Origin of the sequence: Clavibacter sp. A6099 (assembly GCF_021919125.1) — a bacterium.
In the GTDB taxonomy this organism is placed as follows: Bacteria; Actinomycetota; Actinomycetes; order Actinomycetales; family Microbacteriaceae; genus Clavibacter; species Clavibacter seminis.
The window spans coordinates 625,001-651,146 of sequence record NZ_CP083439.1 but is presented as its reverse complement, the minus strand read 5'-3'; the positions used below and the strand labels follow the sequence as shown (position 1 = coordinate 651,146).

31 protein-coding genes are annotated in these 26,146 nt (G+C 74.3%); 18 read left to right on the top strand and 13 right to left on the bottom strand.

Annotation, left to right across the window (positions count from 1 at the left end; all coding sequences use genetic code 11):
• Positions 1-63: 63 nt before the first annotated feature.
• Positions 64-363, top strand: a complete 300-nt coding sequence (locus KYT88_RS03190) for a YrhK family protein (protein ID WP_043585153.1) — start codon at positions 64-66, stop codon at positions 361-363.
• Positions 364-373: 10 nt separating this feature from the next.
• On the opposite strand, the gene KYT88_RS15965 is transcribed toward KYT88_RS03190, so the two are convergent.
• Positions 374-592: a hypothetical protein gene (locus tag KYT88_RS15965; RefSeq protein ID WP_043585155.1), complete on the bottom strand. Its 219-nt coding sequence runs from the start codon at positions 590-592 to the stop codon at positions 374-376.
• A 165-nt stretch (positions 593-757) separates the two neighbouring features.
• Here KYT88_RS15965 and KYT88_RS03180 point away from each other — a divergent pair, with 165 nt between their 5' ends.
• Both KYT88_RS03180 and KYT88_RS03175 read left to right on the top strand, forming a co-directional pair.
• Complete coding sequence (locus KYT88_RS03180; RefSeq protein ID WP_043585157.1) at positions 758-1,159, top strand: hypothetical protein; 402 nt, start codon at positions 758-760, stop codon at positions 1,157-1,159.
• 116 nt (positions 1,160-1,275) lie between these two features.
• Positions 1,276-1,677, top strand: coding sequence for a hypothetical protein (locus KYT88_RS03175; RefSeq protein WP_043585159.1), 402 nt, complete (start codon positions 1,276-1,278; stop codon positions 1,675-1,677).
• On the opposite strand, the gene KYT88_RS03170 is transcribed toward KYT88_RS03175, so the two are convergent.
• The 4 genes from KYT88_RS03170 to cysK are packed head-to-tail and all read right to left on the bottom strand — an operon-like array spanning position 1,674 to position 4,468.
• Positions 1,674-2,234, bottom strand: coding sequence for a GrpB family protein (locus tag KYT88_RS03170; RefSeq protein WP_043585161.1), 561 nt, complete (start codon positions 2,232-2,234; stop codon positions 1,674-1,676). The two genes, KYT88_RS03175 and KYT88_RS03170, sit on opposite strands and share 4 nt — an antisense overlap.
• Before the next feature lie 34 nt (positions 2,235-2,268).
• Positions 2,269-2,943, bottom strand: a complete 675-nt coding sequence (locus KYT88_RS03165; protein WP_043585163.1) for a TrmH family RNA methyltransferase — start codon at positions 2,941-2,943, stop codon at positions 2,269-2,271.
• Entirely contained in the window at positions 2,943-3,527 is a 585-nt protein-coding gene (epsC, locus tag KYT88_RS03160) for a serine O-acetyltransferase EpsC (protein ID WP_043585165.1), read from the bottom strand. The genes KYT88_RS03165 and epsC overlap by 1 nt, the downstream gene beginning before the upstream one ends.
• Before the next feature lie 2 nt (positions 3,528-3,529).
• Positions 3,530-4,468, bottom strand: coding sequence for a cysteine synthase A (gene cysK / locus KYT88_RS03155; protein ID WP_043585167.1), 939 nt, complete (start codon positions 4,466-4,468; stop codon positions 3,530-3,532).
• A 120-nt stretch (positions 4,469-4,588) separates the two neighbouring features.
• Between cysK and KYT88_RS03150 the strand changes: the two genes are divergently transcribed.
• The 3 genes from KYT88_RS03150 (at position 4,589) to KYT88_RS03140 (ending at position 7,749) form a co-directional block, all read left to right on the top strand.
• Positions 4,589-5,554, top strand: coding sequence for a quinone oxidoreductase family protein (locus tag KYT88_RS03150; protein ID WP_043585169.1), 966 nt, complete (start codon positions 4,589-4,591; stop codon positions 5,552-5,554).
• A 34-nt stretch (positions 5,555-5,588) separates the two neighbouring features.
• Positions 5,589-6,644, top strand: coding sequence for an LLM class flavin-dependent oxidoreductase (locus tag KYT88_RS03145; protein ID WP_043585171.1), 1,056 nt, complete (start codon positions 5,589-5,591; stop codon positions 6,642-6,644).
• 85 nt (positions 6,645-6,729) lie between these two features.
• Positions 6,730-7,749, top strand: coding sequence for an LLM class flavin-dependent oxidoreductase (locus KYT88_RS03140; protein WP_043585173.1), 1,020 nt, complete (start codon positions 6,730-6,732; stop codon positions 7,747-7,749).
• A gap of 82 nt (positions 7,750-7,831) precedes the next feature.
• Here KYT88_RS03140 and KYT88_RS03135 read toward each other — a convergent pair whose 3' ends face one another.
• Positions 7,832-9,415, bottom strand: coding sequence for an MFS transporter (locus tag KYT88_RS03135; protein ID WP_043585175.1), 1,584 nt, complete (start codon positions 9,413-9,415; stop codon positions 7,832-7,834).
• 60 nt (positions 9,416-9,475) lie between these two features.
• Here KYT88_RS03135 and KYT88_RS03130 point away from each other — a divergent pair, with 60 nt between their 5' ends.
• The 4 genes from KYT88_RS03130 to KYT88_RS03115 all read left to right on the top strand — a co-directional run bounded on the left by KYT88_RS03130 (position 9,476) and on the right by KYT88_RS03115 (position 12,526).
• Positions 9,476-10,075: a TetR/AcrR family transcriptional regulator gene (locus KYT88_RS03130; RefSeq protein WP_051629291.1), complete on the top strand. Its 600-nt coding sequence runs from the start codon at positions 9,476-9,478 to the stop codon at positions 10,073-10,075.
• Positions 10,076-10,179: 104 nt separating this feature from the next.
• Positions 10,180-10,536, top strand: a complete 357-nt coding sequence (locus KYT88_RS03125; protein WP_043585177.1) for a TIGR02611 family protein — start codon at positions 10,180-10,182, stop codon at positions 10,534-10,536.
• 65 nt (positions 10,537-10,601) lie between these two features.
• Positions 10,602-11,807: a sensor histidine kinase gene (locus KYT88_RS03120; RefSeq protein ID WP_043585179.1), complete on the top strand. Its 1,206-nt coding sequence runs from the start codon at positions 10,602-10,604 to the stop codon at positions 11,805-11,807.
• Positions 11,804-12,526 carry a response regulator gene (locus KYT88_RS03115; protein ID WP_370644802.1) on the top strand — a complete coding sequence of 241 codons (723 nt, stop codon included), beginning with the start codon at positions 11,804-11,806 and terminating at the stop codon, positions 12,524-12,526. Before KYT88_RS03120 ends, KYT88_RS03115 begins: the two co-directional genes overlap by 4 nt.
• 46 nt (positions 12,527-12,572) lie before the next feature.
• On the opposite strand, the gene KYT88_RS03110 is transcribed toward KYT88_RS03115, so the two are convergent.
• The 5 genes from KYT88_RS03110 to KYT88_RS03090 all read right to left on the bottom strand — a co-directional run bounded on the left by KYT88_RS03110 (position 12,573) and on the right by KYT88_RS03090 (position 16,819).
• The gene (locus KYT88_RS03110; protein WP_043585181.1) at positions 12,573-13,646 is read right to left on the bottom strand and encodes an alkene reductase; all 1,074 of its coding nucleotides are present in this window, start codon (positions 13,644-13,646) and stop codon (positions 12,573-12,575) included.
• A gap of 266 nt (positions 13,647-13,912) precedes the next feature.
• Entirely contained in the window at positions 13,913-14,149 is a 237-nt protein-coding gene (locus KYT88_RS03105; RefSeq protein ID WP_011931861.1) for a hypothetical protein, read from the bottom strand.
• A 2-nt stretch (positions 14,150-14,151) separates the two neighbouring features.
• Positions 14,152-14,607: an SRPBCC family protein gene (locus KYT88_RS03100; protein ID WP_043585183.1), complete on the bottom strand. Its 456-nt coding sequence runs from the start codon at positions 14,605-14,607 to the stop codon at positions 14,152-14,154.
• A gap of 163 nt (positions 14,608-14,770) precedes the next feature.
• A complete protein-coding gene (locus KYT88_RS03095) occupies positions 14,771-15,505 on the bottom strand; it encodes an SGNH/GDSL hydrolase family protein (RefSeq protein WP_043585185.1) in 735 nt (244 codons plus the stop codon).
• 45 nt (positions 15,506-15,550) lie between these two features.
• Entirely contained in the window at positions 15,551-16,819 is a 1,269-nt protein-coding gene (locus KYT88_RS03090; RefSeq protein WP_043585187.1) for a M23 family metallopeptidase, read from the bottom strand.
• A 251-nt stretch (positions 16,820-17,070) separates the two neighbouring features.
• Here KYT88_RS03090 and KYT88_RS03085 point away from each other — a divergent pair, with 251 nt between their 5' ends.
• From KYT88_RS03085 to KYT88_RS03065, 5 genes are all read left to right on the top strand, one after another.
• Positions 17,071-18,306 carry a benzoate/H(+) symporter BenE family transporter gene (locus KYT88_RS03085; protein ID WP_043585189.1) on the top strand — a complete coding sequence of 412 codons (1,236 nt, stop codon included), beginning with the start codon at positions 17,071-17,073 and terminating at the stop codon, positions 18,304-18,306.
• On the top strand, positions 18,303-18,725 hold the full coding sequence (locus KYT88_RS03080; RefSeq protein ID WP_043585191.1) for a hypothetical protein: 423 nt from the start codon (positions 18,303-18,305) through the stop codon (positions 18,723-18,725). Before KYT88_RS03085 ends, KYT88_RS03080 begins: the two co-directional genes overlap by 4 nt.
• On the top strand, positions 18,722-19,606 hold the full coding sequence (locus KYT88_RS03075) for an NAD-dependent epimerase/dehydratase family protein (RefSeq protein ID WP_043585193.1): 885 nt from the start codon (positions 18,722-18,724) through the stop codon (positions 19,604-19,606). Before KYT88_RS03080 ends, KYT88_RS03075 begins: the two co-directional genes overlap by 4 nt.
• Positions 19,607-19,623: 17 nt before the next feature.
• Positions 19,624-20,115 carry a DUF6226 family protein gene (locus tag KYT88_RS03070; RefSeq protein ID WP_051629292.1) on the top strand — a complete coding sequence of 164 codons (492 nt, stop codon included), beginning with the start codon at positions 19,624-19,626 and terminating at the stop codon, positions 20,113-20,115.
• Between the two features lie 61 nt (positions 20,116-20,176).
• Positions 20,177-21,193: an EamA family transporter gene (locus KYT88_RS03065; RefSeq protein ID WP_237583761.1), complete on the top strand. Its 1,017-nt coding sequence runs from the start codon at positions 20,177-20,179 to the stop codon at positions 21,191-21,193.
• Positions 21,194-21,231: 38 nt separating this feature from the next.
• Here the strand turns inward: KYT88_RS03065 and rocD are convergent, their stop codons facing one another.
• Positions 21,232-22,476, bottom strand: coding sequence for an ornithine--oxo-acid transaminase (rocD, locus tag KYT88_RS03060; protein WP_043585197.1), 1,245 nt, complete (start codon positions 22,474-22,476; stop codon positions 21,232-21,234).
• A 7-nt stretch (positions 22,477-22,483) separates the two neighbouring features.
• Positions 22,484-23,326 carry a dimethylargininase gene (gene ddaH, locus KYT88_RS03055; RefSeq protein WP_043585199.1) on the bottom strand — a complete coding sequence of 281 codons (843 nt, stop codon included), beginning with the start codon at positions 23,324-23,326 and terminating at the stop codon, positions 22,484-22,486.
• 183 nt (positions 23,327-23,509) lie between these two features.
• Here ddaH and KYT88_RS03050 point away from each other — a divergent pair, with 183 nt between their 5' ends.
• The 3 genes from KYT88_RS03050 (at position 23,510) to KYT88_RS03040 (ending at position 26,130) form a co-directional block, all read left to right on the top strand.
• Positions 23,510-23,947 (top strand): Lrp/AsnC family transcriptional regulator, encoded by a 438-nt coding sequence (locus tag KYT88_RS03050; protein WP_011931848.1) that lies wholly within the window; start codon positions 23,510-23,512, stop codon positions 23,945-23,947.
• 66 nt (positions 23,948-24,013) lie between these two features.
• Positions 24,014-24,769, top strand: a complete 756-nt coding sequence (locus KYT88_RS03045; RefSeq protein WP_043585201.1) for an ABC transporter ATP-binding protein — start codon at positions 24,014-24,016, stop codon at positions 24,767-24,769.
• Positions 24,766-26,130, top strand: coding sequence for an FtsX-like permease family protein (locus KYT88_RS03040; RefSeq protein ID WP_043585203.1), 1,365 nt, complete (start codon positions 24,766-24,768; stop codon positions 26,128-26,130). The genes KYT88_RS03045 and KYT88_RS03040 overlap by 4 nt, the downstream gene beginning before the upstream one ends.
• The last annotated feature ends 16 nt before the right edge of the window (positions 26,131-26,146 follow it).

Sequence of the window (26,146 nt, the reverse complement as noted above, 5' to 3'; positions counted from 1 at the left end):
GTCCGCCGTCCGGGTGCCGTCGCGACAGGACGCCCGGCGCCGCGTCCATGATCGGATCGGAGCATGACGCCGCACGAGGATCCCGACGACAGCCGCTCCCTCACGTTCACGATCGGGCACGAGGAGCTCGTCATCCGCCGCAAGTACGAGGTCGCGAGCATCGTCAACGACATCATGGTGGCCGCGTGGTTCGTGGTCGGCAGCGTCCTCTTCTTCTCCGAGTCGACCACCACGGCGGGGACGTGGCTGTTCCTGGTCGGCAGCGTCCAGCTGATGATCCGTCCGCTCATCCGGCTGCGCCGCCGCGTGCACCTGACCCGGCTGGGATCCCGTGCGCCCGGTGACACGGGACGCGACTTCTGAGGCTCCCCCGTCAGTCCACGACGGCCGCGACCGCGCTCGGATCCCCGGCCCGACCCCCGGTCAGTCGACGACGGCCGCGACGGCCTCGACCTCGACGAGCTGGTCGTCCGTCGAGCGGGCAGGATCCCGCGAGGAAGATCAGCCGCGCGTCGGCGGGCGCGGTCGCGGCGTAGGCGTACTCGGCGGCGTCCGCGAGGGCGGCGGAGCGGATCAGGGTCACGGCGGTCATGGGTCTCCCGTCTCGCGCGGGCGGCCCCGCGGCGGCCCCAGCCTCCCATCCGCGCGCGCCAGCCGGATGTCCGCGGAGCGCCCCGGCTGTCCATCCAGCGCGGCCCGCTATCCACTCCGCCCCTCGAGAGGTGGGATCCGCAGCAGCCGTCCCTAGCATCGCCGCGTGCCCGACTACGTCCGCTTCCAGAGCGCCGCGCCCAACCGCCGCGGCACCTTCCCCGGCGTCTTCGCGCTGGCGAACGGCCTGCGCCTGAGCGGCATGCTCTCCGCGGAGGAGGGCGGGTGGATGGACGCCGCCAACGCGCGGGCCGCCGAGGCCTACGCGGATCCGCGCTCCGTCGACCCCGACTGCTACGACCGCGTGCGGAACCCCGGCGCCCGCGCCTGGTTCCTCGCCGACGCCGTCGACCTCCTGTCCTTCACGGCCGACTACCTCGCCCTGCTCGACCGGCACGACGTGCCGTGGCAGGAGCTGCGCACCCGGACGCCGGGCCGCATCGTCTACGCCGATCCCGTGCAGGTCATCGCGGTGCCGCACACGGTCGACGACTGGCCGTTCCGCTAGCGCGCCGCGCGCTGCGGGTGCGCGGCCACGGCGCGACGGCGGACGGACACCGATGGCCAGCGCGGGCCTGGGGGCATCGCCATCCCACGCCGCACGCACGGGGCTACCCTCGCGTGATGCCCGAGCTCGTGCGCTTCCAGAGCGCGGCCCCCAACCGTCACGGCACCTTCCCCGGCGTCTTCGCCCTGGCGAACGGGCTGCGGGACGAGGGCCGCCTGTCCGAGGAGGAGATGGCCTGGATCACGGCCTCCAACGCGCACATGAACGAGGCGTACGCGGATCCGTCCACGGTGATCCCCGACTGCTACGACCGCACGCTCAATCCGCGGGCGCGCGCCTGGTTCCGCGTCGACGCCGTCGACCTCCTCGGGGTCACGCGGGACTACCTCGCTCTGCTCGACCGGCACGACGTGCCGTGGCAGGAGCTGCGCACCCGGACGCCGGGCCGCATCGTCTACGAGGACGACGTGCAGGTGGTCGCGGTGCCGCACACGCACGCGGAGTGGCCGTTCGGCTAGCGAGCCGCCACGCGCGCGCGGGCCAGGATCCCCTGGATCACCTCGGACTTCGCGTCCGCGTAGGCGTCCATCGACTCCCACCGCCGGGTCATGAGCTCCCGCTTCGTGCGCTCGTAGAGCTCGCGGTCGGACTCGTCGGAGCGCAGCCGGTCGCGGAACAGCAGGTACGCCTCGACGGCGGGATCACCGTGCTCGTAGACGTGCACGTGGACGTCCCGTTCGGGCGTCTTCACAAGGCGATGCCCCGGCTCGCGGACGCGCAGGTCGTATCCCGCGGCGACGAGCCGCTCGACGTGGTCCTCCTCGGCCGTGATGTCGGCCACCACGACCACGATGTCGACGATGGGCTTGGCGGCGAGGCCCGGGACGGACGTGGAGCCGATGTGCTCGACGGCGAGCGCGTCGTCGCCCAGCGCCGCGGTGATCCTCTCCCGGTGCTCGCGGTAGGCGTCCGACCAGGCGGGGTCGTGCGCCTGCAACCCGACCGTGAGCGGCGTCCGCCCGCCCACGATCTCCACCTCGGTCACATCGGGTCGGCGGCGGTCGCGGTCGTCCATCACCGGGACATCCTGCCAGGCGTGGCGTCGCCCGTCAGCCGAACGACACGTGCTGCGTGACCCACGCGTGCATCACGACCGCGGCCGCCGCCGACGCGTTGATGGAGCGGGTGGATCCGAACTGCGAGATCGCGACGGTCATGTCGGCCGCAGCCACCGCCTCGTCGCTGAGGCCCGGGCCCTCCTGGCCGAAGACGAGCACGCAGCGCTCGGGGAGGCGGGTGGTCTCGAGCAGCACGGATCCGTCGACGTTGTCGATCGCGATGATGGGCAGGCCCTCGCCGCGCGCCCACTCCACGAGGTCGGCGATGGTCGCGTGGTGCACGACGTGCTGGTACCGGTCGGTGACCATGGCGCCGCGCTTGTTCCAGCGGCGGCGACCGACGATGTGCACGGTGTCGGCCGCGAACGCGTTGGCGCTCCGCACGATCGACCCGATGTTCATGTCGTGCTGCCAGTTCTCGATGGCCACGTGGAACGGGTGCCGGTGCTGGTCGAGGTCGGCGACGATCGCGTCCATGCGCCAGTACCGGTAGCGGTCGATCACGTTGCGGGTGTCGCCGCGCTCCAGCAGCTCGGGATCCAGGTGCGGCTCGTCGGGCCACGCGTCCGGGCCGCCGGGCCAGGGTCCGACGCCGTGGGTGCTGTGCTCGTGGGTGGGCGCGGGCTCGACGGTCGGCGTCGGCTCCGACCCGTCGGGCTCGGCCATCAGATGTAAATCCCGGGATCGACGAAGAACGCCGGATCCACGTGCGCGTCCGGCGCGCGCCCGGCCCGCTTCCCGGTCTCGACCGCGGGGATGCCCGTGAGCACGGATCCCGCGGGCGCGTCCTTCACGACGACGGCGTTCGCGCCGATGACGCTTCCCGCGCCGACCGTGATGGGCCCGAGCAGCTTCGCGCCGGCCCCGATGGTCACGCCGTCGCCGACGGTCGGGTGCCGCTTGCCGTGCACGAGGCTCTTCCCGCCCAGCGTGACGCCGTGGTACATGAGCACGTCGTCGCCGACCTCGGCCGTCGCGCCGATGACGACGCCCATGCCGTGGTCGATGAACAGCCGCCGGCCGATGCGCGCGCCCGGGTGGATCTCCACCCCGGTCAGCGCCCGCCCGGCCTGCGCGAGCAGCCGCGCTGCCAAGCGCAGACGCCGCCGCCACAGCGCGTGCGACACCCGGTGCAGCCACACGGCGTGCAGGCCCGGGTAGCCGAGCACCATCTCCAGGTACCCGCGCGCGGCCGGATCGTGGGCGCGTGCTGTCCGGAGGTCCTCGATGACGCGGGCGACGATCCCCACGCCTAGTCGCGCAGGTCGTCGAACAGCACGGTGGAGAGGTACCGCTCGCCGTAGTCGCACACGATCGCGACGATGGTCTTGCCCTTGCTCTCCGGCCGCTTCGCGATCTCGAGCGCGGCCCAGACGATGGATCCGGACGAGATGCCGCAGAGGATGCCCTCGTCGGTCGCGAGCGCGCGCGAGACGCGGATGGAGTCCTCGAGGGAGACGTCGACGACCTCGTCGTAGATCTCGGTGTCGAGGATCTCGGGCACGAAGTTCGCGCCGATGCCCTGGATCTTGTGCGGGCCGGGCTTGCCGCCGTTGAGGATGGGCGAGTCGAGCGGCTCGACCGCGACGATCTGCACGCCGGGCTTCCGCTCCTTGAGCACCTGGCCGACGCCCGTGATGGTGCCGCCCGTGCCGACGCCCGCGATGAACACGTCGACGGCGCCGTCGGTGTCCGCCCAGACCTCCTCGGCCGTGGTCTCGCGGTGCTTCTGCGGGTTGGCCGCGTTCGCGAACTGCTTCGCCCAGATGGCGTTGGGCGTCTCGTCGACGATCTGCTTCGCCCGGTCGACCGCGCCGCGCATGCCCTCGGGGCCGGGGGTCAGCACGATCTCGGCGCCGTACGCGCGCAGCACCAGCCGGCGCTCGACGCTCATGGTCTCGGGCATCGTGAGGACGACCTTGTACCCCCGTGCCGCACCGACCATCGCGAGCGCGATGCCCGTGTTGCCGCTCGTGCCCTCGACGATCGTGCCGCCGGGCTTCAGCGCGCCGGCAGCCTCGGCCGCGTCGATGATCGCGACGCCGATGCGGTCCTTCACGCTGGACGCGGGGTTGTGCGACTCGAGCTTCACGAGCACGGTCGCGTCGAGCCCCTCGGTGAGCCGGTTGAGCCGGACGAGCGGCGTGCCGCCGACCAGCTGGGTGATGTCGTCGTAGACGCGACCTGCCATGGGTTCCACCTTCGTCGTGATCCTGATCGGTGCGGGGCCGGGCCGCGCGCACCTGCTCGTCATCGAGCCTATGGGAGCCCAACCGCGTGTGACGCGGGGGAATTCCGGCAGGCTGGACCCATGAGCGCGCGCATCGAGGTGGAGGGGCCCGGCGGGCCCGAGGTGATGACCCTGACGGACGGGCCGGTGCCGGATCCCGGGCCCGGCGAGGTGCGGATCCGGGTGCACGCCGCGGGCGTCAACTTCATCGACACCTACCGGCGCAGCGGTGTCTACCCGATGGCGCACCCGTACGTCCCGGGATCCGAGGCGGCGGGCGTCATCGAGGCGCTCGGCGACGGCGTGGGCGGCGTGCACGTGGGCGACCGCGTCGCGACCGCCGAGGCGTCCGGGACGTACGCGCAGCACGCGCTCGTCCGCGCCGAGACGCTGCTGCCCGTGCCCGACGGCGTGGACATGGAGGTCGCCGCCGCGCTCCCGCTGCAGGGCCTCACCGCGCACTACCTCGCGACGAGCTCGTACCCGGCCGGCCCCGGGGATCGCGCGCTCGTGCACGCGGGCGCCGGCGGCGTGGGGCTCCTCCTCACGCAGCTCCTCCGGGACCGCGGCGTCGAGGTGATCACCACGGTCTCCACCGAGGAGAAGGCCGCGCTCTCGCACGCGGCCGGCGCGACGCACGTCCTCGCCTACGACGACGTGCCGGTGCGCGTCCGCGAGCTGACGGACGGGCGCGGCGTCGACGTGGTCTACGACGGCGTCGGCCGCGACACGTTCGACGGCTCGCTCGACTCGCTGCGCATCCGCGGCACGCTCGTGCTCTTCGGCGGCGCGAGCGGGCAGGTCCCGCCGTTCGACCTGCAGCGGCTCAACTCCGGCGGATCCCTGTCCGTCACCCGGCCGACGCTCGCCCACTTCCTGCTCGACGCCGAGGAGCGGCGTTGGCGCGCGGGCGAGCTGTTCGCCGCCGTGCTCGACGGATCCCTCGACGTGCGCGTCGGCGCGACGTACCCGCTCGCCGACGCGGCGCGCGCCCACGAGGACCTCGAGGCGCGGCGCACGACGGGGTCGATCGTCCTCATCCCCTGAGCCGGCCCGGATCCGCACCGCCTACCCTCGTCGCATGCCCGCACCCGGATCCGCGCTGAAGCGCCTCGGCTTCCTCACCACCGGCCCGTTCGACCCGGCCGACCCCGCGACCGGCCTCGAGGACGCGCTCCGGCTCGTCGAGCTCGGCGACGCGCTCGGCCTCGACACCGCATGGCTCCGTCCGGACCATCTCCGGAACGCGATCTCGTCCCCCGTCGCGATGCTCGCGGCCGCGTCCCAGCGCACGCGTCGCATCGCGCTCGGCACCGCGTCGATCCCCGTCCGCGCGGAGAACCCGCTGCGCCTCGCCGAGGACCTCGCGACCGTCGACCTCCTCTCCAGCGGACGCCTCCGCCCCGGACTCTCGGTCGGCAGCCCGAAGCGCGTCGCGGCCGTCGACCGGGCGGTGCACCCGCTCACCGCCGAGCTCGAGGAGCCGGGCCGGGAGCGGCTGCTGCGCTTCCGCGAGCTGCTGCGCGGCGGAAGGGTGCCGGGCGCTGACGACCAGCCCGACGGATCCGACGACGACGAGGCCCTCACCCCCACCGTCCAGCCGGCGTCGCCCGGGCTCGCCGACCGCCTCGGCTACGGCGCGGCGACGCTCCGCACCGCGGCCTGGGCGGGCGCGCACGGCTTCCGCCTGCTCGCGTCGGACGTGACCGAGCGCGGATCCGGCGCCCGCGGCTTCGCGGAGGACCAGCGCGCGCTCATCGACGCCTACCGCGCCGCCCACCCCAGCCCGGAGGCCGCGCACGTCACGCTGGCGCTCGTCGTGGTCCCCACCGACGGCGCGACGGCTGAGCAGCGGGCCAGGTACGCGGCCGACGCGGCGGCGCGCGCCGAGCGGGCCGCGCGGGCGGACCAGGCGGAGGGAGCCGGGGCCGCGTCGAGCATGGTCCGCGCCCCGGACCTCGTGGGCCCGTCCGACGAGCTCGCCGCCGCGCTCCGCGCGCATCCCGCGATGCAGGCCGCCGACGAGCTCGCCATCGCGCTCCCGGCCGGGCTGCCCGCGGGCGACCTCGCGCGGATCCTCACCGACGTCGCGGAGCACCTCGGCCCGGCGCTCGGCTGGTCGCCCGCGTCCGCCTGATCCCCCGCCGCGCGCCGACGACCCGACGACCGCCCGCTGCGGACTCCGCTCGCCGCCAGGATCCCGGGCCGCCTACCCTCGATCCATGCCCGCATCCGGTACCCCGCTCTCGCGCCTCGGCTTCCTCACCATCGGCACGTTCGACCCGGGGGATCCCGCGGCCGGGCACGAGACCACGCTCCGCGTCATCGAGCGCGGCGAGGAGCTCGGCTTCGACAGCGCGTGGCTGCGGCACCGCCACCTGCAGCACGGGATCTCCTCCCCCGTCGCCGTAATGGCCGCGGCATCGCAGCGCACGAGCCGCATCCAGCTCGGCACGGCCGTCACGCCGATCGGCGCGGAGAACCCGTTCCGCCTCGCCGAGGACCTCGCGACGGTGGACCTCCTCACCGGCGGCCGCGTGCAGCCGGGCTTCTCGGTGGGGACGCCCATGCGGTTCGAGACGTACCGCGACGCGATCTACCCGGCGACCGCCGACCTCGAGGACCTCGGCTACGACCGCCTCCTCCGCTTCCGCGACCTGGTGCGCGGCGACACCGTCAGCGACGCCGCCGCGCGCGAGGGCCAGGAGGAGTACGCATCCACCGTGCAGCCGCACGCCGCCGGGCTCGCCGAGCGGATCTGGTACGGCGCCGCGAGCACGCGGTCCGCGGTCTGGGCGGGCGAGAACGGCTTCCACCTGCTCACCTCCAGCGTGATCCAGGGCGAGCTCGGGAACGACTTCGGCGCGAACCAGCGGGCGCAGATCGACGCCTACCGCGCCGCCCATCCGGCGGGCGCGGCGGCGCGCGTCTCGCAGGGCCTCGTCGTGATCCCCACCGACCGCGCGACGCCCGAGCAGGTCGCCCGGTACGAGGCGTACGCCGCCTCCCGCGCGCACCGGGTGGGCGTGCCGATGGGACCGCGGAAGATGCTCTTCGCGGCGGATCTGGTCGGCACGTCCGAGGAGATCGCCGCGACCCTTCACGCCGACCCCGCGTTCCAGGCGGTCGACGAGGTCGCGTTCGCCCTGCCGTTCACGTTCGGGGAGGCCGACCTCGAGCAGATCCTCACCGACATCGCGGAGCGCCTCGGCCCGGCCCTCGGCTGGTCGCCGGCCGCCTGACCCGGCGCACGCACGACGACGCCCCTCCCGCCCGACCATGAGGGTCCGTGCGGGAGGGGCGTCGTCGTGACCCGGGACGGGATCAGTGCATGCTGACGGCCTCGGTCGACGCGCCCTCGCGGAAGCGCGAGAGCGGCACGCGCACCATGGAGAAGGCGATGGGCGACGCGAGCGCCACGCCGATGGCCGCCGCGAGGAACACGACGTGGTACCCATCGACCTGCTGCTGCAGCGGGTTCGCGACGCCGTCGGTGACCGACGCGGTGACCGCCGAGGCGAACAGGGCGGTGAAGACGGCCGTGCCGATGGATCCGCCGATCTGCTGCGTGCCGGTGAGCGCCGCGCCCGCGACGCCCGCGTCCCGCGGCTCGATGCCGGAGAGCGCGACGTTCTGCATGGGCACGAACACGAACGCGAGCCCGATGCCGAGGAGGATCTGGCCGGGCAGCACCTGCACGACGTACGCGCCGTCGACCGTGATGCGGCTGAACCACAGCAGCCCCGCCGCCGCGAGGAGCGGGCCGATCGTCATGAGGACGCGCGGGCCGACCCGCGGCAGGAGCCGCGCGACCTGCGGTGCCGTGAGCATGATGGTCGCGGCCATCGGCAGCGACGCGAGGCCCGAGATCAGCGGCGACATGCCGAGCACGATCTGGAAGTGCAGCGTGAGGTAGAGCAGCCCGCCGAGCAGCGCCGCGCCCACCATCACGGAGGTGAGGTACGCGCCGCCGCGGGTGCGGTCGGCCACCACGCGGAGCGGCAGCAGCGGGTTGCGCGCCCGCGACTCCCACCAGACGAACGCGACCATGATCCCCACGCCGAGCGCGAGGAAGCCGATGGTGTCGGGCTCGCCCCAGCCGTTCTCCGCGCGGGAGAAGCCGTAGACGATGGATGCGAGGCCGAGGGTGACGAGGAGCGCGCCGGGCACGTCGTAGCTGCGGTCGCCGTCGGCGCGGCTCTCCTTCACGAGCGGGATGCCGGCGACGATCGCGACGATCGCGATCGGCACGTTGACGAGCAGGCACCAGTGCCAGCTGAGGTACTCGGTGAGCACGCCGCCGAGCAGCAGGCCGACGGCCGCGCCGGATCCGGCGATGGTGCCGTAGACCGCGAACGCCTTGACGCGGTCGGGGCCGGACGGGAACGTCACCGACAGCAGCGCGAGCGCGGCGGGCGCGAGGAGCGCCGCGAAGACGCCCTGCAGGCCGCGCGCGATGAGGAGCATCTCGCTCGAGACGGCGAACCCGCCGATGGCGCTGGCCGCCGCGAAGCCGACCATGCCGAGGAGGAAGGAGCGCTTGCGGCCCCAGTAGTCGGCGATGCGGCCGCCGAGCAGGAGGAGCGACCCGAACGCGAGCGCGTAGACGGTGACGACCCAGGTGCGGTCGGCGTCGGTCATGCCCAGGTCGCGCTGGGCGGCGGGCAGGGCGATGTTCACGATGGTGCCGTCGAGCACGACCATCAGCTGGGCGAGGGCGACGACGGCGAGGAGGATCCACTTGCTGCGGGCGGACGGCGCGGCCGGAGCGGCGGGGCCGGCGGGCGCGGCGGGGCTGGCGAGCGATGCGGAGGACGTGGACGGCGGTGCGTCCTCAGGGGTGCGTGCGTGCGAGATCTGGTGCTCCTGGATGGTCGTGCGGCGCCCGGGCGGGCGAGGACGGTCCAATCTAGGGCGACGTCGTGGACGGAGTCAAACGAACCGGTTCGTTTGACATACGCTGTTCACATGGCAGAGACGACGGGGTCCGCCCGACCTACCGACGAGAAGCAGGACGACGTCCGGCACCGCATCCTCCTGGCCGCGCGCGAGGAGTTCGCCGCCCACGGGCTGGCGGGCGCACGGGTCGACCGCATCGCCCGCTCGGGCCGCGCGAGCAAGGAGCGGCTGTACGCGCACTTCACCGACAAGGAGTCGCTGTTCCACGCCGTGCTGAAGCTCAACGGCGTCGAGTTCTTCTCCGCCGTGACGCTGGATCCCGCCGACCTTCCCGGCTTCGTCGGCCAGCTCTTCGACCACGCGTACGAGCACCCGCAGCACCGCCGCATGCTGGCGTGGGCGCGGCTCGACGGGCTGGAGCTCGACGTGCCGCACAGCGCGACGTCGCCGTCGGCCAAGGTGCAGGCTGTGCGCCGCGGGCAGGAGGAGGGGCACATCGACCCGTCGTGGGATCCGCAGCGCCTCCTCACGATGCTGTTCGCGCTCGCGCAGGCGTGGGTGCAGTCCCCGTACCCGGCGATGCACGCGGACTCGCCCCGGGCGCGCGCCGCGGACCGCGCGGCCGTCGTCGAGGCGGCCCGGCGGATCACGGCGCCGGCCGCGCCCTGACGCCCCGCCGCCGACGACGGCGCACGGCCCCTGGTCGTCACGCCATCCTGCGGATTCCCCGGATGAGGGAGACGCTTCCCAGGCCCCGCCCGTAGCGTGAACCCATGTCCGACACACTGACCCGCGAGTACGAGGCGGGCTCCAGCCACGCGCATCCGCTCCGGCGGTTCCTTCGTCGCTGCCGGGCCTGGATCGAGCTGCACCCCAAGGCCCGCTGGCTCTACCGGATCCTCGTGGGACTCCTCGGCATCGCCATCGTCCTCGTCGGCATCGTGCTCATCCCGCTGCCCGGACCCGGCTGGCTCATCGTCTTCCTCGGGATCGCCGTGCTCGGCACCGAGTTCCCCGCGGCCCACCGCGTGAACGTCTTCCTCAAGCGCCAGCTCCATCGCTTCTGGGACGCCTGGCGCCGCTGGCGCGCCTCCCGCGCGGAGCGTCGCGCGGCCCGCACCACGCGCTGACCGGCCCGCTCATCTCCCCCTTCCGGTCGATCCGGCGGGCGCACCGCGCTCCGTAGGGTCGGGGCATGCCCTCCTCCACGCTCGTCCCCCGCATCGGGCCCGCCCGCCGCGCCCGCGCCATCGGACGGGAGGCGGCGCTTGTGCTGCTGTCGCTCGTGGTCGGCACGCTCTCGTTCGGCGCCATGCTGACGCTCGTGGACGAGGCAGGTGCCACCGGGATCCGGATCGAGCTGCTCCTCCTGCTCGACGCGGCCGCCGGGCTCCTCGGCATCGCGATCCTCCCGCTGCGCCGCCGGGCGCCCCTCGCGGTCGCCGTCACGCTCGGGATCGTCGCGGCGGTGTCGAGCCTCGGGCTCCTCGCCTCGGCCGTCGCGCTCGTGTCGCTCGCGATCCGCCGCCGGCCGAAGGAGATCGCCGTCGCCGCCGCCGTCTGGATCGCGGCCGTCGGCACGTGGGAGCTCGCCGGCCTCTCCTACCTGCCGGTGACGCCGGAGGAGCTGCCGCTCACGGCCGCGCTGATCCTCGTGGTGCTCGGTCTCCTCATCCTCCTCGGGCTCTACGTCGGCGGCCGCCGCGAGCTGCTGGCGTCGCTCCGGGAGCGCGCCCGGCTCGCGGAGGAGGAGCAGGTCCTCCGATCCGCGCAGGCGGCGGACCACGAGCGCACCCGGATCGCGCGGGAGATGCACGACGTGCTCGCGCACCGGCTCTCCCTCGTCGCCCTGCACGCGGGCGCGCTGGAGTACCGCGACGACCTCGACGCGTCCGAGGTCCGGGCCACCGCGGGCGTGGTGCGCGACAACGCCCGCACGGCGCTCACCGAGCTGCGCGGCGTGCTGGGGGTGCTGCGCGATCCGTCGGGAGCGCCCGCCGTGGTGCCCCCGCAGCCGACGCTCGCCGACCTCCCCGCGCTCCTGGACGAGGCCCGCGCCCTCGGCGTCGAGGTGCACGCGGACGTCGACCCCGGCACCCGGGACGACCTGCCTCGGCTGTCCGCGACGACCTCCCGGCACGCCTACCGCGCCATCCAGGAGTGCCTGACGAACGCGCGGCGGCATGCACCGGGCGTGCCGGTCGAGGTGTCGCTCGGAGGGCGGGCCGGCGGACGCCTGCGCATCGTCGTGCAGAACCCCGCCCCCGAGGGTCCCGTCCCGACCGGCGGCCACGGCCTCGCCGGGATCGCCGAGCGCGCCCACGCCGTGGGCGGCACGCTCGACGTCGCCCGACGCGACGGCCAGCACGTCGTCGAGGCGGTGCTCCCGTGGACGGAGTGAGCACCCCGGACCCGCGGGCGGCGGGCACGGATCTGCCGGGCGTCGTGCCCGCGGGCGGCCCGCCGATCCGCGTCGTGATCGTCGACGACGACGCGCTCGTCCGCGCGGGCCTCGCGATGCTGCTGGGCGGCGGGCACGGGCTCGAGGTGGTGGGCGAGGCGGCCGACGGGCTCGTGGCCGGCGCAGTGATCGCGCGCACCGCGCCCGACGTCGTGCTGATGGACATCCGCATGCCGGTCTGCGACGGGATCACCGCGACCGCCCGCGAGGTCGCCCGCCGCCCCGACCTGCCGGTCATCGTCCTCACGACCTTCGACGCCGACGAGCTCGTGCTGGGGGCGCTCCGGGCGGGCGCCCGCGGCTTCCTGCTCAAGGACACCCCGCCGGTGGAGCTCGTCCAGGCGGTGCGGCAGGTGGCGGCGGGTCGGTCGATCCTCTCGCCGTCCGTGCTCGACACCGTGATCGGCGTGGCGGCGCAACGCGACCGCGCGGACCGCACGGCCGAGCGGGAGCGCTTCGCGACGCTCACGGAGCGCGAGCAGGAGGTCGCGCTCGCCATCGCGCGCGGCTGGTCGAACGCGCGCATCGCCGCCGACCTCCACCTCGGCATCGCGACCGTGAAGACCCACGTGGGCCACGTGCTGGACAAGCTCGGCGTCGAGGGCCGCGTGCAGGTCGCCGTGCTCGTGCACGAGGCCGGGCTCGCCCCGTCGGAGTGAGCCCGGCCTCGGGCGGTGCCGGCCGCAGCCGGTCAGGCGATGCGGATCAGCTCGCGAGCGCCGGGTAGTCCGTGTAGCCCACGGCGCCGGGGCCGTAGAACGTGGCCGGGTTCGGCTCGTTCGTCTCGAGCCCCTGCTCCCAGCGCTCGACGAGGTCGGGGTTGGCGATGACCATGCGGCCGACGGCCACGACGTCGGCCGTGCCCTCCTCGACCAGCTGGAGCGCCTCGTCGCGCTCGGTCTGCACGCCGAAGCCGCTGTTGATCATGAGCGGGCCGCCGAACGTCTTCCGGAGGCCCTGCACGAGCTCGCCCGCGGGCTCCGCGTGCAGGATGCTCACGTAGGCCAGGCCGAGCGGCGCGATGCCGGACAGCAGCGCCTCGTAGGTGGCACGGGTCTCGTCGGCGTCCTCCTCGAGGACGTCCTGGATGTTGTGCGACGGCGAGATGCGGATGCCGACGCGCTCGGCGCCGATCTCGCGCGAGACCGCGTGCGCCACGTCGATGCCGAGCTTCGCGCGGTTCTCGGGCGATCCGCCGTACGCGTCCGTGCGGACGTTCGAGACGGGCGAGAGGAACTCGTGCAGCAGGTAGCCGTTGGCCGAGTGGATCTCGACGCCGTCGAACCCGGCGTCGACCGCGTTGCGCGCGGCGACCGTCAGCTCGTCGACGATGAGCGGGACCTCGTCGGTCTCCGGCTCGCTCGGCACGGGGTACGGAGCCTTGCCGGTGGGCGTGTGCACCTCGCCCTGGATTGCGATGGCGCTCGGCGCGAGCAGCGGCAGGCCGCCCGTGATCTCCTCGTGCGAGACGCGGCCGCCGTGCATGAGCTGCATGACGATGCGGCCGCCGGCCTCGTGCACCGCGTCGGTGACCCGACGCCAGCCGGCGATCTGCTCGTCCGTGACGATGCCGGGCTGGCCCGGGTACGCCTTGCTGCGCTCGCTCGTGAACACGCCCTCGGAGACGATCAGGCCGGTGGACGCGCGCTGGCGGTAGTACTCGACGACGATGTCGCCGGGCACGCCGTGCTCGTCGGAGCGCATGCGGGTCAGGGGCGCCATGGCGACGCGGTTGGGGAGCTCGAGGGCGCCGAGGGCGACGGGGGAGAACAGCTTCACGTGGGAGATCCTTCGTCTCGCGGGTGGCCGGCGCGCACCGCGACGGATCGCGTCGGGGAGGGAGGCGGGGCCAGCGGCCCGTGCGGACCGCGCTGGGGCAACCCGATCCGCCCGGGTCGGCATTCCGCGGCCGATCCTTCTCCCAGGCCCTCGTCAGGCTCGCGGCGCCCCGGGCGCGTCCGCAGGGGGATGGCCCGGACCACGCGGAGAGGGCCCGGCACCCTCGCAGATGCCGGGCCCTCCCGGTCGTGCTGGTGACGCTCGCGTCAGCCCTGGATCTCCCCGCGGGAGACGGCCTCGGCGTACTTGCGGAGGTCCGGCCCCGGCTCGAAGTCGATGAACCGGCCCTTGAGCTGCTCGAAGAGGCGCTGGTACACGGTCTCCCAGTCCTCGCCCTCGAGCTCCTTCGCCGCGGTGAGCACGGCCTCCTGGAGCACGCGGTCGCTGTCGGTGAGGATCTTGTCGCGCGCTTCCTGGTTCCAGACGATCTCGGAGGTGTCCATGATCAGGCCTGGACGTCCCCGCGCCAGGCGCCGTCCTCGGAGCCGCGCTTCTCGATGAACTCCTTGAAGTTCTTGAGGTCGGCCTTGATGACGTGGTCGTCCACGCCGATCGCCGCGCCGACCTTCTCCACGAGGCCCTTCGCCTCCCAGTCCAGCTGGACGGTGACGCGGGTCTCGGTGTCGCTGAGCTTGTGGAACGTGACGACGCCGGCGTGGTCCTCGTCGCCGCCCGTGGAGTTCCAGGCGACGCGCTCGTCGGGGTGCTGCTCGGTGATGTTGGCCTCGAACGTGCGCTCGATGCCGCCGATCTTGACCTTCCACTCGGTGAGCGTGTCGGTGACCTGCGTGATCGACTCCACGTAGCTGAGGAAGTTCGGGAACGACTCGAACTGGGTCCACTGGTTGTAGGCGGTGCTGACGGGGACGTTGACGTCGACGGTCTCGATTACTCGGGGCATTGCTTCTCCTCGTTCGGATTCGGTGCGTGGGGTCGGATCGTCGTGCGATCCGAGAGCCCGGGCGTCGATGTGGACACCGGCGCGGGCACGTCTCAGACGCTACGCCCGGGCCCGACCGGGTATCCGGCACCCGAGGAATGCACAGGGAACGTTCAAGCGCAGGTCACGCCTCGGCGGCACGGGGCGGCTCGAGCATCCGCCGGACGCCGGCGCGCGACCACTCCGCGTAGACGCGGGACGCCTGGGCTGCGTCCGGATCCCCCAGCGCCATCACGCTCTCCCCCGGGAACGGCACGGCGTCCACGGAGGCGCGGGACGCGACGATCTCGGCCGTCACGCGGTTGAGCAGCCGCGCGTGACGGGCGGCGACCGCGCGCCACGGCGAGGGGATGCCGACGCTCGCGTTGAGCGGCGGCACCTCGGGGATGAGCACGCGCGCGCCCTCCGGCAGCCCGCGCATCAGGTCGTCGATGGCCGTGCAGAGCAGCCTCCGCCACGTGCGCTGCGGCGTGAGGCGGATGCTGTCGCCGGCGCCGACCATGAGCAGCACGACGTCGACGCCCGCGAGGAGCGGCCGGTCGCGGACGGTGCCGGCGGCGGTGTGGATCGTGAGGTCGGAGAATGGGCGCGTCGCCCACTCGACGCCGCGGCCCGTGCGACGCGCGAGCTGCCGAGAGAAGTGGCCGGCCATGCCGAGCTCGTGCGAGAGGACGCCCATGCCGACGGCCGTCGCCTCCCCGATGACCAGCACGCGGTGCGGGGAGTCGCCCGGCACGACGCCGGACTCCGCGTCACGCGGGAATACCGACCCCTGGAGGCCCGTGCGCAGGGCGACGTACTGCACGAAGATCGCCGGCCGGGCCACGGCCTGCGCGACGCGTCGGATGCGCCCCGTCATGCGTCGCAGCCTCCGGTCATCGACGCGCCCCGCGGAGTCGGCGCGTCAGACGCCGCGGTTGCGGAGGAAGGGCATGGGAGAGGTCGCGACGCCGCCCTGCCGGATCTCGAAGTGGAGGTGGCAGCCGGTGCTGTACCCCGCGCTGCCGACGGCGCCGATCTGCTGCCCCGCCTGCACGGTCTGGCCCGTGCGCACCATCACGCCGTACGAGTACATGTGGCCGTACACGCTCGTGACGCCGCCGCCGTGGTTCAGGGTGATCGCGTTGCCGAAGCCGCTGGATCCGCCCGCGAACTGCACCGTGCCGGCGGCCGCCGCGTAGATGGGCGTCCCGCACCCGGTCCCGAAGTCGTCGCCCGCGTGCAGGCGCCAGACCTTCGCGATGGGGTGCAGGCGCATGCCGTAGGACTGGTAGAAGCCGTAGCTGCGGATGGGCATCGTCCAGCCGGACGACGAGGGCTGGCCGCCCGACGACGGCGGGCGGGGCGCGTTGGCCGGCGGACGCGCGGCGGCGTTCGCGGCGGCGGCGGCAGCTGCGGCCGCGGCACGCGCGTCGGCCTGGCGGCGGGCCTCGGCGGCCGCCTCCTCCTGGCGCTTCCGCTCGCCGATAGCGAAGCCCTCCTCGACGGAGATGCGGGAGTCGCGGAGCGTGGTGAGCTGCGCCTGGAGCTCCGAGCTGCGGGCCTCCTGCTCGGCGAGCGCCTGATCCGCGCGGGACTGCGCCGCGGACGCCTCCTGCAGCTTGGCCTCGGCGTCGGCGGCGAGGACGGCGAGCGCCTCCTTCGCGACGGACGCCTGCTTGCCGAGGGACGCGGCCGTGCGGGCCGAGGTGACGGCGGCGGTGAACGCGGTGTCCTGCCGGTCGGCGAGCTTGGTGGCCGTGCCCATGCGGGCGAGGAGGGCGTCCGCGTCCTCGCCGCCGCTCGTGAAGAGGCGGAGCGAGACGTCGCCGCCTCCGCCGCTGCGCGCGAGCTGCGCCACGAGCTGGCCGACCTGGCGCTTCGCCTCGTCCGCGTCGGCCTGCGCCCGCTCGGCCTTGGACTCGAGGGCCTGGAGCTCGCCGGTGGCCTCGTCGAGCGCGTCCACCGCGGCGGCGTGCTCGTCGGCGCGCTGGAGGGCGAGGGCCGTGGCGGCCTCGACCTCGGCGGAGAGGCCGGAGATGAGGGAGGTGATGCGCGTGACCTGGTCGGCGGTGGCCTGCTCGCTCGAGCGCGCGGCCTGCACCTCGGACCAGGTGGGGTACTCCTCCGCGGCCTGCGCGGACGGGACGCCGAGGCCGAGCAGGAGGGCCGAGGCGGCGATGGTCGCGGCCATCCGCAGGCGCGGCGCGGTCGCGTTCCGCGGGCGCCGGTCGGCGGGGCGGGAGGTGCGTGCGGTGCGGGAGATGGCGGGCCTCGTCGAGGTCGGTGGAGCGCGGACCTTTCGACGGTAGCCGAAATAGAGCCGAACATCACCATCCCCTTCTATTTCCGCGGGTGAGGAGATCCGCTGGGCGATGACGGACCGGCGCGGAGCCGACCCTAGGATCGGGCGGCAGGACGACCGGCGTCCGGTCGGGAGCGCGCATGACGGCCATCGAGGTGCCCGGCGGCCGGGCGCAGGCCCGCGGAGCCGGGATCGTCACCGCCGTCGTCGGGTTCGCCGGCACGTCGGCCGTCGTGCTCACCGGCCTCACCGCGGTGGGTGCGTCGCCGTCCCAGGCCGCGTCCGGGCTGCTCGCGCTGTGCGTCACGCAGGGGCTCGGCACCGTGCTCCTCGCGCACCGCTTCCGCCGTCCGATCACGCTCTCGTGGTCGACGCCCGGGGCGGCGCTGCTCATCGGATCCGGCGCGGTCGAGGGCGGATGGGCCGCGGCGGTCGGCGCCTTCCTCGTCTGCGGGATCCTCGTGCTCGCGACCGCGCTCTGGCCGCTGCTCGGCCGGCTCGTGCGCCTCATCCCGGCGAGCGTGGCCGCGGCGATGCTCGCGGGCGTGCTCCTCCCGCTCTGCGTCGCGACCGTGACGGCGGCGGTCGCCTCCCCGCTCGTCGTGCTGCCCGTGGTCCTCGCCTGGCTCGCCGCCGCCCGCCTCGCCCCGCGCTGGGCGGCCCCGACCGCGCTGGCCGCCGCGCTCGTGGTGGTCGGCGTCTCGCTCGCGGTCGCAGGGCCCGCGACCGGGGCGTCGCTCGACCTCGCGCACCTCGTGCCGCGGATCGAGCTGACGGCCCCCGTGTTCACCGTCGCCGCGGCCGTGGCGCTCGGGATCCCGCTGTTCGTCGTGACCATGGCGTCGCAGAACCTGCCGGGCGTCGCGGTGCTCGCGAGCTTCGGCTACGAGACGCCGTGGCGCGCCGCGATGACGACGACCGCGGCGGCGACCCTCGTGAGCGCGCCGTTCGGCGGGCACGCCGTGAACCTCGCGGCGCTGTCGGCCGCGCTCTCCGCCGCGCCCTCCGCGCATCCGGACCCGGACGAGCGGTGGCGCGCAGCCAGCGCGGCGGGGTGGACCAACCTCGTGCTCGGGCTGGCGTCGGCGGCGCTCGCGGCCGTGATCGTCGCGGGTCCGGCGGGCGTCGTGGCGGCCGCCGCCGGGCTCGCGCTCGCGCCGTCGCTCGCGTCCAGCCTGGCGTCGGCGGTGCGGGATCCGGGGGCGCACCTGCCCGCGGTCGCGACGTTCGTGGTGGCGGCGTCCGGGATCACGGTCGGCGGGCTCGGCGCCGCGTTCTGCGCGCTCGTGGCCGGCGTCCTGGTGCACCTCGCGCTCCGGACGCGCGCGATGCCGCGTGACAGACTCGATCGACACGAGGAGCGCGACGCCGCATGAGCCACGACACCACCCCCGCATCGCCCGGAGCCGGAGCCGGAGCCGACGCCGCCGTCGCGCCCCGCGACCCCGAGCTGCAGAGCACGACCTGGACGCTGGTCCTGGCGCTGAGCGCCGAGCAGGTCTCGGGCGACGGCACGAGGTCCGCCCGCCTGGCCGAGGCGCAGGCAGCCTTCGAGCGCCTGCTGCCCGCCGACCACGTCGTCGTCAGCTGGACGCGCGAGGTCGGCCGCATGATGACCGAGGAGGCGCGCCTCTGGACCCGGTGGGAGCTGTTCACGCCCACCGTCGCGACGCCGCTGAAGCTGTGGTCGGAGGGCTACGTCGACGAGACGTGGTTCTCCGAGCGGCTCGAGGACGACCCGTTCGTCCCCGTCGTGATGAAGGCGCCCGAGGGCCAGGCGGGGGTCGGCGCGTGAAGGTCCTCGTCACCGGATCCCGCGGCAAGGTCGGCCGCGCCGCCGTGGAGGCGCTCGTCGCCGCCGGGCACGACGTCACGGGCGTCGACCTCGTCCGCCCCGTCTTCGACGCCGGCGTCGTGGTGCCGGGCCGGTACGTGATGGCCGACCTCACCGACCAGGGCGATGCATTCGCGGTCGTCGCCGGCATGGACGCGGTCGTCCACGTCGCCGCGATCCCGCAGCCCACGGGCAACCCCGCGCACGTCGTGCTGCAGACGAACCTGATGTCGACGTTCCACATGATCGAGGCCGCGGTGCGCTTCGGCGTCCCGCGCTTCGTGAACATCTCGAGCGAGAGCATCGTCGGCAACTTCTTCCCGGAGCGGCCGTTCCTGCCCGACTACGCGCCCGTCGACGAGGAGCACCCGCTCCGCCCGCAGGATCCGTACGCCCTCTCCAAGGCCTTCGGCGAGCAGCTGATGGACGCGGCCGTGCGCCGCTCCGACATCCGCGTGATCTCGCTCCGCCCGAGCACCGTGCACAACGAGGACAACTACGCGTCGAACCTCGGCGAGCAGGTGCGCGACGCGGCCGTGCTCACGGCGAACCTCTGGAGCTACATCGACGCGGACGACCTGGCCGACGCGATCGTGCTCTCGGTCGCGTCCGACCTGCCCGGCCACGAGGTCTTCTACATCGCGGCCGCCGACAACGCGGGCGGCCACGACTTCGCCGCCGAGCTGCACCGCCACTACGGCGACGCCATCGAGCTGCGCGCGATCGAGCGGGTCGACTCCTCGGGCATCTCGACCGCGAAGGCGCGCCGCCTGCTCGGCTGGGAGCCGACGCGCAGCTGGCGCGACCACCTCGACGCGGACGGGAACGCGCTGCCGCGCTAGGCGGATCCGCCCGCGCCATGCCCCACTACGTCCGCCCCGCCATCGACCGGCCGCCCGCGATCGACGACGACGGCGTGCCCTACGGATCGCGGTGGGACGACGCCGACGGCCTGCCAGAGGCCGCGTACTCGCGCACCTCGCACCTCGAGCGGTTCGCGCCGCTGCATGCGGTGGCCGACGCGCTGGTGGCGCACCTCGCCGCGACGCACGAGGTGACGGTCGTGGAAGGCCCGGATCCGGCCCTCGCGGATCCGCACCCCGACGCCGTCCGCTCCGTCCGCATCGCTCCGCGGGACGGGGCCGGACCGACGCTCACCCTGGAGCTCACGGCGTTCCCCGGCGTCCTGCTGCACGTGGACCAGCGGATGGCCGAGGCATTCCCGCCCTGCGGCTGCGACGCGTGCGACGACCGATGGGAGGACGTGGCCGACCACCTGGAGGAGGCGGTCCTCGCGGCAGCCGGTCGGCTGCCCCCGCCGCCCGAGCCGTTCGGCGACCTCGTCAGCTGATCCGCCGCACGCCCGCGCGCGCGACCCGGTCGCCGCTCACCCGCGTCGGTACGCTCGCGAGGTGACCAGCCCCGGGGACCGCGCCGAGCCCGCGGGCGCGCACCCCGGATCCGCCCCCGGCACCACCCCGGCCGGCGTCGAGGGCGCGGTCGTCGGCGCGACGGATGCCCACGGGGCCCGCAGCACCGCCGCGGGCGCCGCCCTCCAGGTCGGCACGATCGTGAGCGTCAGCTACGGGTCGTCGCTCGCCGGGCTCGTGATCCCCGTCGTCGGCCCCGTGCTCGTCGTCGCCGCGCGGCAGGTGATGATGGCGGCGCTCGTGCTCCCGGTGGCGCGGCCGCGGATCCACCGCATGACGCGCGCCCAGCTCGTGCCCGCCGTGATGCTCGGCCTCGCGCTCTCGCTGATGAACCTCTCGTACTACGCGGCCGTCGACCGGCTGGGCCTCGGCATCGCGGCGACCATCGAGTTCCTCGGCCCGCTGTCGATCGCGCTGCTCGCCTCGCGCCGCCTGCTCGACGCCGCGTGCGCGCTCGTCGCGGCCGCCGGCGTCGTCGTGCTCACCGGGCTCGAGGGGCGGATCGATGCGTTCGGCCTCGTCTGCGGCGCGACCGCCGCGGTCACCTGGGCCGGCTACATCGTCTTCACGCGCCGGGTCGCCGAACGGCTGCCGGGCTTCCAGGGGATCGCGGTCGCCAGCATCGTGAGCCTCGTCGTGCTCGTGCCGTGGGCGCTCCTCACGCTCGACGTCGGTGCGATCGACGGGCGGATCCTCGGCCTGCTCGTGGCGATCGGCCTGCTGTCGTCGGCGGTGCCGTACTCGCTCGACACGGTGATCCTCCGCCGCATCACCCCGCGCCTGTTCGCGGTGCTCACGAGCCTCAGCCCGGTGGTCGCGGCGATCCTCGGCGTGATGGTGCTGCGGGAGTCGCTGTCGCCGATCCAGCTCGGGGCGATCGTGGTCGTGTGCGTCGCGGCGGGCGTGGCCATCGCGACGCGCGCGCCCGCGGGACCCGCGGCGCCCCGCCGGCCGCGCGGCCCCCGGGCGCGGACGCGGACGCGCCCGGCCGCGTCGTAGGGCGGCCGGGCGCGGATCGGGTCAGCGCGGTGTCGAGGTCAGCGCGCCCCGAGCTCCGCGAGCACCTCGGCGAGCTGGCCGACGGCCCAGACGAGGTCCTCCTCCTCCACCACGATGGGCGGCGCGAGCCGGATCGTCGAGCCGTGCGTGTCCTTCGCGAGCACGCCGCGCTCGGCGAGCCGCTCGCATACCGCGCGGCCCGTGGCGAGCGCCGGGTCGATGTCGATGCCGGCCCACAGGCCGCGGCCGCGCACCTCGAGGACGCCGTGGCCGACGAGATCCGCCAGCCGGGCGTGCAGCACGGCGCCGAGGCGACGCGCGCGCTCCTGCGGCTCGCCCGTCGCGAGCATGTCGACCACCGCGTGGCCCACGGCCGCGGCGAGCGGGTTGCCGCCGAACGTGGATCCGTGCTGCCCCGGCTGGATGACGCCCAGCACGTCCGCATCCCCGACGACCGCGGAGACGGGCACGATGCCGCCCCCGAGCGCCTTGCCGAGCAGGTACAGGTCGGGCACGACGTCGGAGTTGTCGCACTCGAAGGTCGCGCCCGTGCGGCCGAGGCCGGACTGGATCTCGTCGGCGATCATCAGCACCCGCTCGCGCGAGCAGATCCGGCGCACGTCGGCGAGGTACCCCGCGGGCGGCACGACGATGCCGGCCTCGCCCTGGATCGGCTCGACGAGCACCGCGACCGTGTCCGCGTCGATCGCGGCCTCGAGCGCCGCGGCGTCGCCGTACGGCACGGTGACGAAGCCGGGCGTGAACGGCCCGAAGTCGGCGCGCGCCTCCTCGTCGTCGCTGAAGCTCACGATGGTGGTGGTGCGGCCGTGGAAGTTGCCGGCCATGACGATGATCTTCGCGCGGCCCGCTGCCACGCCCTTCACGCGGTAGCCCCAGGCGCGCGCGACCTTGATCCCGGACTCCACGGCCTCGGCGCCCGTGTTCATCGGCAGGACCATGTCCTTGCCGGCGAGCTCGGCGAGCGCCGTGACGAACGGGCCCAGCTTGTCGTTGTGGAACGCGCGGCTCGTGAGCGTGATCCGTCCGAGCTGCTCGGTCGCGACCCGCACCAGCTCCGGATGCGAGTGCCCGAAGTTCACCGCGGAGTACGCGGCGAGGCAGTCGAGGAGGCGCCGGCCGTCGAGGTCGGTGACCCACGCGCCCTCGCCGGACGCGACCACGACGGGGAGCGGGTGGTAGTTGTGCGCGGCGTGCGCCTCCTCGGCGTGGATCGCGAGGGCGCCGGCGTCGGATGCGGCGGGGCGGTCGATGGTGTCGGTCATGGCGGGCCTACTTCCGCAGCTCGAGCGTGCAGCACTTCACGCCGCCGCCGCCGAGCAGCAGCTCGGACAGGTCGACGCCGATGGGGTTGTACCCGCGCTCGCGCAGCGACGCCTCGAAGCCGACGGCCTTCTCCGCGATGACCACGTTGTAGCCGTCGCTGTAGGAGTTGAGGCCGAGGATCGAGGCGTCCTGCTCGCTGACCTCGACCGCGTCGGGGAAGCGGCGCTCGATCTCGTCGAGGCTGTCGGCGTCGAACGCGCTCGGCAGGTAGGCGATGTTGGTGTCGTCGAGCACGGCGATCGCGGTGTCCAGGTGGTAGAACGACGGGTTCACGAGGCGGAGGGTCACGACCTCGCGGTCGAAGATCCGGGCCACCTCGGCGTGGCTGGTGCTGTCGCTGCGGAAGCCGGTGCCCGCGAGGATCGTGTCGCCGACGAGGAGGATGTCGCCCTCGCCCTCGTTGACCTGCTCGGGCACGCGCACGTCGAAGCCCGCCTCGCGGAACCAGTCCATGTAGGCCGGGCCCTCAGGCTGGCGCTCCGCGTGCTGGAAGGCGGCGCCGTAGGCGATGCCGTCGAGCGTGAAGCCGCCGTTGGCCGCGTAGACCATGTCGGGCAGCCCGGCGATCCCGTCGATGAGGTCGACCTGGAAGCCGAGGCCCACGTACGTGTCGTAGAGGGTCTGCCACTGGCGCACCGCGAGCGACGTGTCGGTCGGGACGGCGGGATCCATCCACGGGTTGATCTTGTAGACCACGTCGAAGTGGTCGGGCCGGCACATGAGCACGCGCTTCGCGACGGGCGTGCGGCCGGCGGTCGTGTCCGCGGATCGGGAGAGGGTGGAGGGCATGGTGCTCCTGCTTCGTGCGGCGCGCCTCGCGGCGCGGTCGTGGAGGCGGACGATGTCCCAGAGCCCCGAGGGGACGCCTTCCGCACAGCCTGGCAGGCGCATCGCGCCCGTTCGAGAGGGTGCGACGCGGATTCCGCGCGTGGGGGCCCGGTCCCACGCACGATCCCGCCATAGGCTCGGGGCATGGACAACCTGGACCACCGGATCATCGACCTCCTCCGCCAGAACGGGCGGGCCGGCTACGGCGACATCGGCGGGACGGTGGGCCTCTCGGCCAGCGCGGTGAAGCGGCGGGTCGACCGGCTGGTGGCCGACGGCGTGATCCGCGGCTTCACCATCCAGGTCGACCCCGCGGTCGACGGCCTCAGCACCGAGGCCTACGTGGAGCTGTTCTGCCGCGGGACGGTCGCGCCCGACGAGCTGCGCCGGATCCTCCAGGGCGTCCCCGAGGTCGTCGACGCGGGCACCGTCACGGGCGACGCGGACGCCATCGTCCGGATCCGCTCCCGCGACATCCCGAGCCTCGAGGACGCCCTCGAGAAGGTGCGCCTCGCCCCGAACGTCGACCACACGCGCAGCGCCATCGTGCTGTCGCGGCTGGTGAACCGGACGCTGGAGTAACGGCACCCGCAGGACAGTGGGGTTCTCCCCACTGCGCACGGCGCCGCCGCCCACCAAGCTGAGGGCATGAGCGATGAGGTGCACGTACGCGCGGTCGAGGTGACGAAGGCGTTCCCGGGGACGCGGAAGATGGACGAGGTCCGGGTGCTCGACGGCATATCCCTCGGCATCCGTCCCGGGGAGATGGTCGCCATCGTCGGGCCGTCGGGTTCGGGGAAGTCCACGCTGCTGTACTGCCTGTCGGGCCTGGAGCAGGTGACGGGCGGATCCGTCTCCCTCTTCGGCCGCGACCCCCGCACGACCCGCGCCGAGGACCTCGCGCGCATGTGCCAGCAGCAGGTGGGGTTCGTCTTCCAGTCGTACAACCTCGTCCCGTCGCTGACCGCGCGGGAGAACATCGCCCTCCCCCTCCGCCTCGCGGGGAGGAAGGTCGATCCCGCCTCGATCGACGCGGCGCTGGCGTCCGTGGGGCTCCGGGACCGCGGCGGGAACCTGCCCGGCGAGCTGTCGGGCGGGCAGCAGCAGCGCGTGGCCGTGGCCCGCGCCCTGGCGACCCGGCCCCAGCTGCTCTTCGCCGACGAGCCGACGGGGGCCCTGGACTCCCGGACCGGCGCGGACGTGCTGGCGCTGCTCCGCGAGATGGCGGCGGGCACGCGGTCCGTGGTGCTCGTCACCCACAGCGCGGAGGCGGCGGCGGTCGCGGACCGCGTGCTCGTCCTGCGGGACGGGACGATCCACGCCGAGCTCATCCGGCCGACAGCGGACGAGGTCTCGACGGCGATCGCCGCGGCCCGGCCGGCGCATGTCCGGGATGCCCGGTGATCCGCCTCGTCGTCGCCGAGCTGCGTCACGACCTGCGCCTCTGGATCGGCTCCGCCGTCATCGCCGGCGCGGCCGCCGCGATCCTCGCGATCATGGCCGGCATCGTGTCGAGCGCCCTGCGCCTCGCCGGCGCCGGCCGCATCTCCGACGCGGACCTCGAGGGCGTGATCGGCTTCACGGCCACGCCCGTCCTCCTCAGCGGCATCACCATGATCATCGTCGTCGGCGGGGCGGCCGAGCTGTCCGTCGCGGCACAGCGGCAGGACCACGCCAGGTGGCAGCTGGCCGGCATGACCCCGCGTCGCGTCCGCCGCACGATCCTCGGGCTCCTCGCCGTGCTGGCCGTCGCGGCCGCCGTGGCGGGCATCGCGATCGGCGCCGCCCTCACGCAACCGGTGTTCGGCTGGCTGACGTCCCGGGTGCCGACGCTGCAGGGCGCGCGCGCGAGCCAGGATCCCCTGAGCGCCGCGTCCGTCGTCGTCCTCATCACCGCCCTGATGCTCCTCGGCGGCCGCCGCGCGGCCCGTCAGGCGTCCCGGGTCCCGCCGATCGCCGCCCTGCGCACGCCCGAGGACCCGCGGATCCGGATGACCGTGCTCCGCTGGATCCTGGCGGCGACGGGGGCCGCCGCCGCCGCCGCCATGGGAGTCGGCATGCAGGACCTCCCACTCACGGGCATCGGCCAGAACGGCCTCTTCGTGGGACTCGCGATGATGGTCGCCCTCGCCGCCATCGCCCCCCTGGCGGTGCGGCCCGTGCTGCGCGCCTGGACCGCCCTGATCCCCGCACGCGGACGGCCCGCCTGGTACCTGGCCCGCCACGCGTGCGCGCACCGCATCACCCAGTCGACCTCGGCCGTGGTGCCGCTCACCCTGGGCATCGTGCTCGTGGGCTCGGCCACGAGCGTCACGGACATGTTCGCGAGCGCGCGGGCCTCCCTCTCCGGGATGCCGGCCGCCGCGCCGGACCGCGAAGCGGACCTCCTCCTCTTCGGGGCGCCGCTCGTGCTCACGCTGATCGCCTCCGCCGTCAGCGTCTTCATGACGGGGCGGGCCCGGGACCGCGAGTTCGCCCTGGTGCAGGCCGCGGGCGCGACCCCGCGGCTCGTGCGCAGGGCCGCGGCGCTGGAGGCCGTCGTCTACGCCGGGACCGCGTTCCTGCTCGGCGTCGTGATCGTGACGGTCGCCTCGGTCGTCGTCTTGGACGCCCTGCGGCGGACGGCACCGGAGACGCAGCTCTCCGTGGGTGCCGTCCCGATGCTGCTGCTCCTCGGCGCCGGCCTCCTCGGCCTCCTGCTGGCGACGCTGGGGCCGACGCTCGTGGCGCTCCGTGCGAGCATCCCGCGTGCCGTCTCGGCCTGAGGGATCAGCGGCCGCG

Coding starts and splice junctions, on each gene's coding strand:
- KYT88_RS03100 (WP_043585183.1), bottom strand. CDS start 14,607: ATGCCCCGAGTAATCGAGACCGTCGACGTCAACGTCCCCGTCAGCACC.
- KYT88_RS03085 (WP_043585189.1), top strand. CDS start 17,071: ATGACGGCCATCGAGGTGCCCGGCGGCCGGGCGCAGGCCCGCGGAGCC.
- ddaH (WP_043585199.1), bottom strand. CDS start 23,326: ATGCCCTCCACCCTCTCCCGATCCGCGGACACGACCGCCGGCCGCACG.
- KYT88_RS03140 (WP_043585173.1), top strand. CDS start 6,730: ATGCCCGCATCCGGTACCCCGCTCTCGCGCCTCGGCTTCCTCACCATC.
- KYT88_RS15965 (WP_043585155.1), bottom strand. CDS start 592: ATGACCGCCGTGACCCTGATCCGCTCCGCCGCCCTCGCGGACGCCGCC.
- KYT88_RS03090 (WP_043585187.1), bottom strand. CDS start 16,819: ATGGCCGCGACCATCGCCGCCTCGGCCCTCCTGCTCGGCCTCGGCGTC.
- KYT88_RS03125 (WP_043585177.1), top strand. CDS start 10,180: ATGTCCGACACACTGACCCGCGAGTACGAGGCGGGCTCCAGCCACGCG.
- KYT88_RS03070 (WP_051629292.1), top strand. CDS start 19,624: ATGCCCCACTACGTCCGCCCCGCCATCGACCGGCCGCCCGCGATCGAC.
- KYT88_RS03080 (WP_043585191.1), top strand. CDS start 18,303: ATGAGCCACGACACCACCCCCGCATCGCCCGGAGCCGGAGCCGGAGCC.
- KYT88_RS03165 (WP_043585163.1), bottom strand. CDS start 2,943: ATGGCCGAGCCCGACGGGTCGGAGCCGACGCCGACCGTCGAGCCCGCG.
- KYT88_RS03105 (WP_011931861.1), bottom strand. CDS start 14,149: ATGGACACCTCCGAGATCGTCTGGAACCAGGAAGCGCGCGACAAGATC.
- cysK (WP_043585167.1), bottom strand. CDS start 4,468: ATGGCAGGTCGCGTCTACGACGACATCACCCAGCTGGTCGGCGGCACG.
- KYT88_RS03145 (WP_043585171.1), top strand. CDS start 5,589: ATGCCCGCACCCGGATCCGCGCTGAAGCGCCTCGGCTTCCTCACCACC.
- KYT88_RS03175 (WP_043585159.1), top strand. CDS start 1,276: ATGCCCGAGCTCGTGCGCTTCCAGAGCGCGGCCCCCAACCGTCACGGC.
- KYT88_RS03150 (WP_043585169.1), top strand. CDS start 4,589: ATGAGCGCGCGCATCGAGGTGGAGGGGCCCGGCGGGCCCGAGGTGATG.
- KYT88_RS03120 (WP_043585179.1), top strand. CDS start 10,602: ATGCCCTCCTCCACGCTCGTCCCCCGCATCGGGCCCGCCCGCCGCGCC.
- KYT88_RS03050 (WP_011931848.1), top strand. CDS start 23,510: ATGGACAACCTGGACCACCGGATCATCGACCTCCTCCGCCAGAACGGG.
- KYT88_RS03170 (WP_043585161.1), bottom strand. CDS start 2,234: ATGGACGACCGCGACCGCCGCCGACCCGATGTGACCGAGGTGGAGATC.
- KYT88_RS03190 (WP_043585153.1), top strand. CDS start 64: ATGACGCCGCACGAGGATCCCGACGACAGCCGCTCCCTCACGTTCACG.
- KYT88_RS03045 (WP_043585201.1), top strand. CDS start 24,014: ATGAGCGATGAGGTGCACGTACGCGCGGTCGAGGTGACGAAGGCGTTC.
- KYT88_RS03095 (WP_043585185.1), bottom strand. CDS start 15,505: ATGACGGGGCGCATCCGACGCGTCGCGCAGGCCGTGGCCCGGCCGGCG.
- KYT88_RS03130 (WP_051629291.1), top strand. CDS start 9,476: ATGGCAGAGACGACGGGGTCCGCCCGACCTACCGACGAGAAGCAGGAC.
- rocD (WP_043585197.1), bottom strand. CDS start 22,476: ATGACCGACACCATCGACCGCCCCGCCGCATCCGACGCCGGCGCCCTC.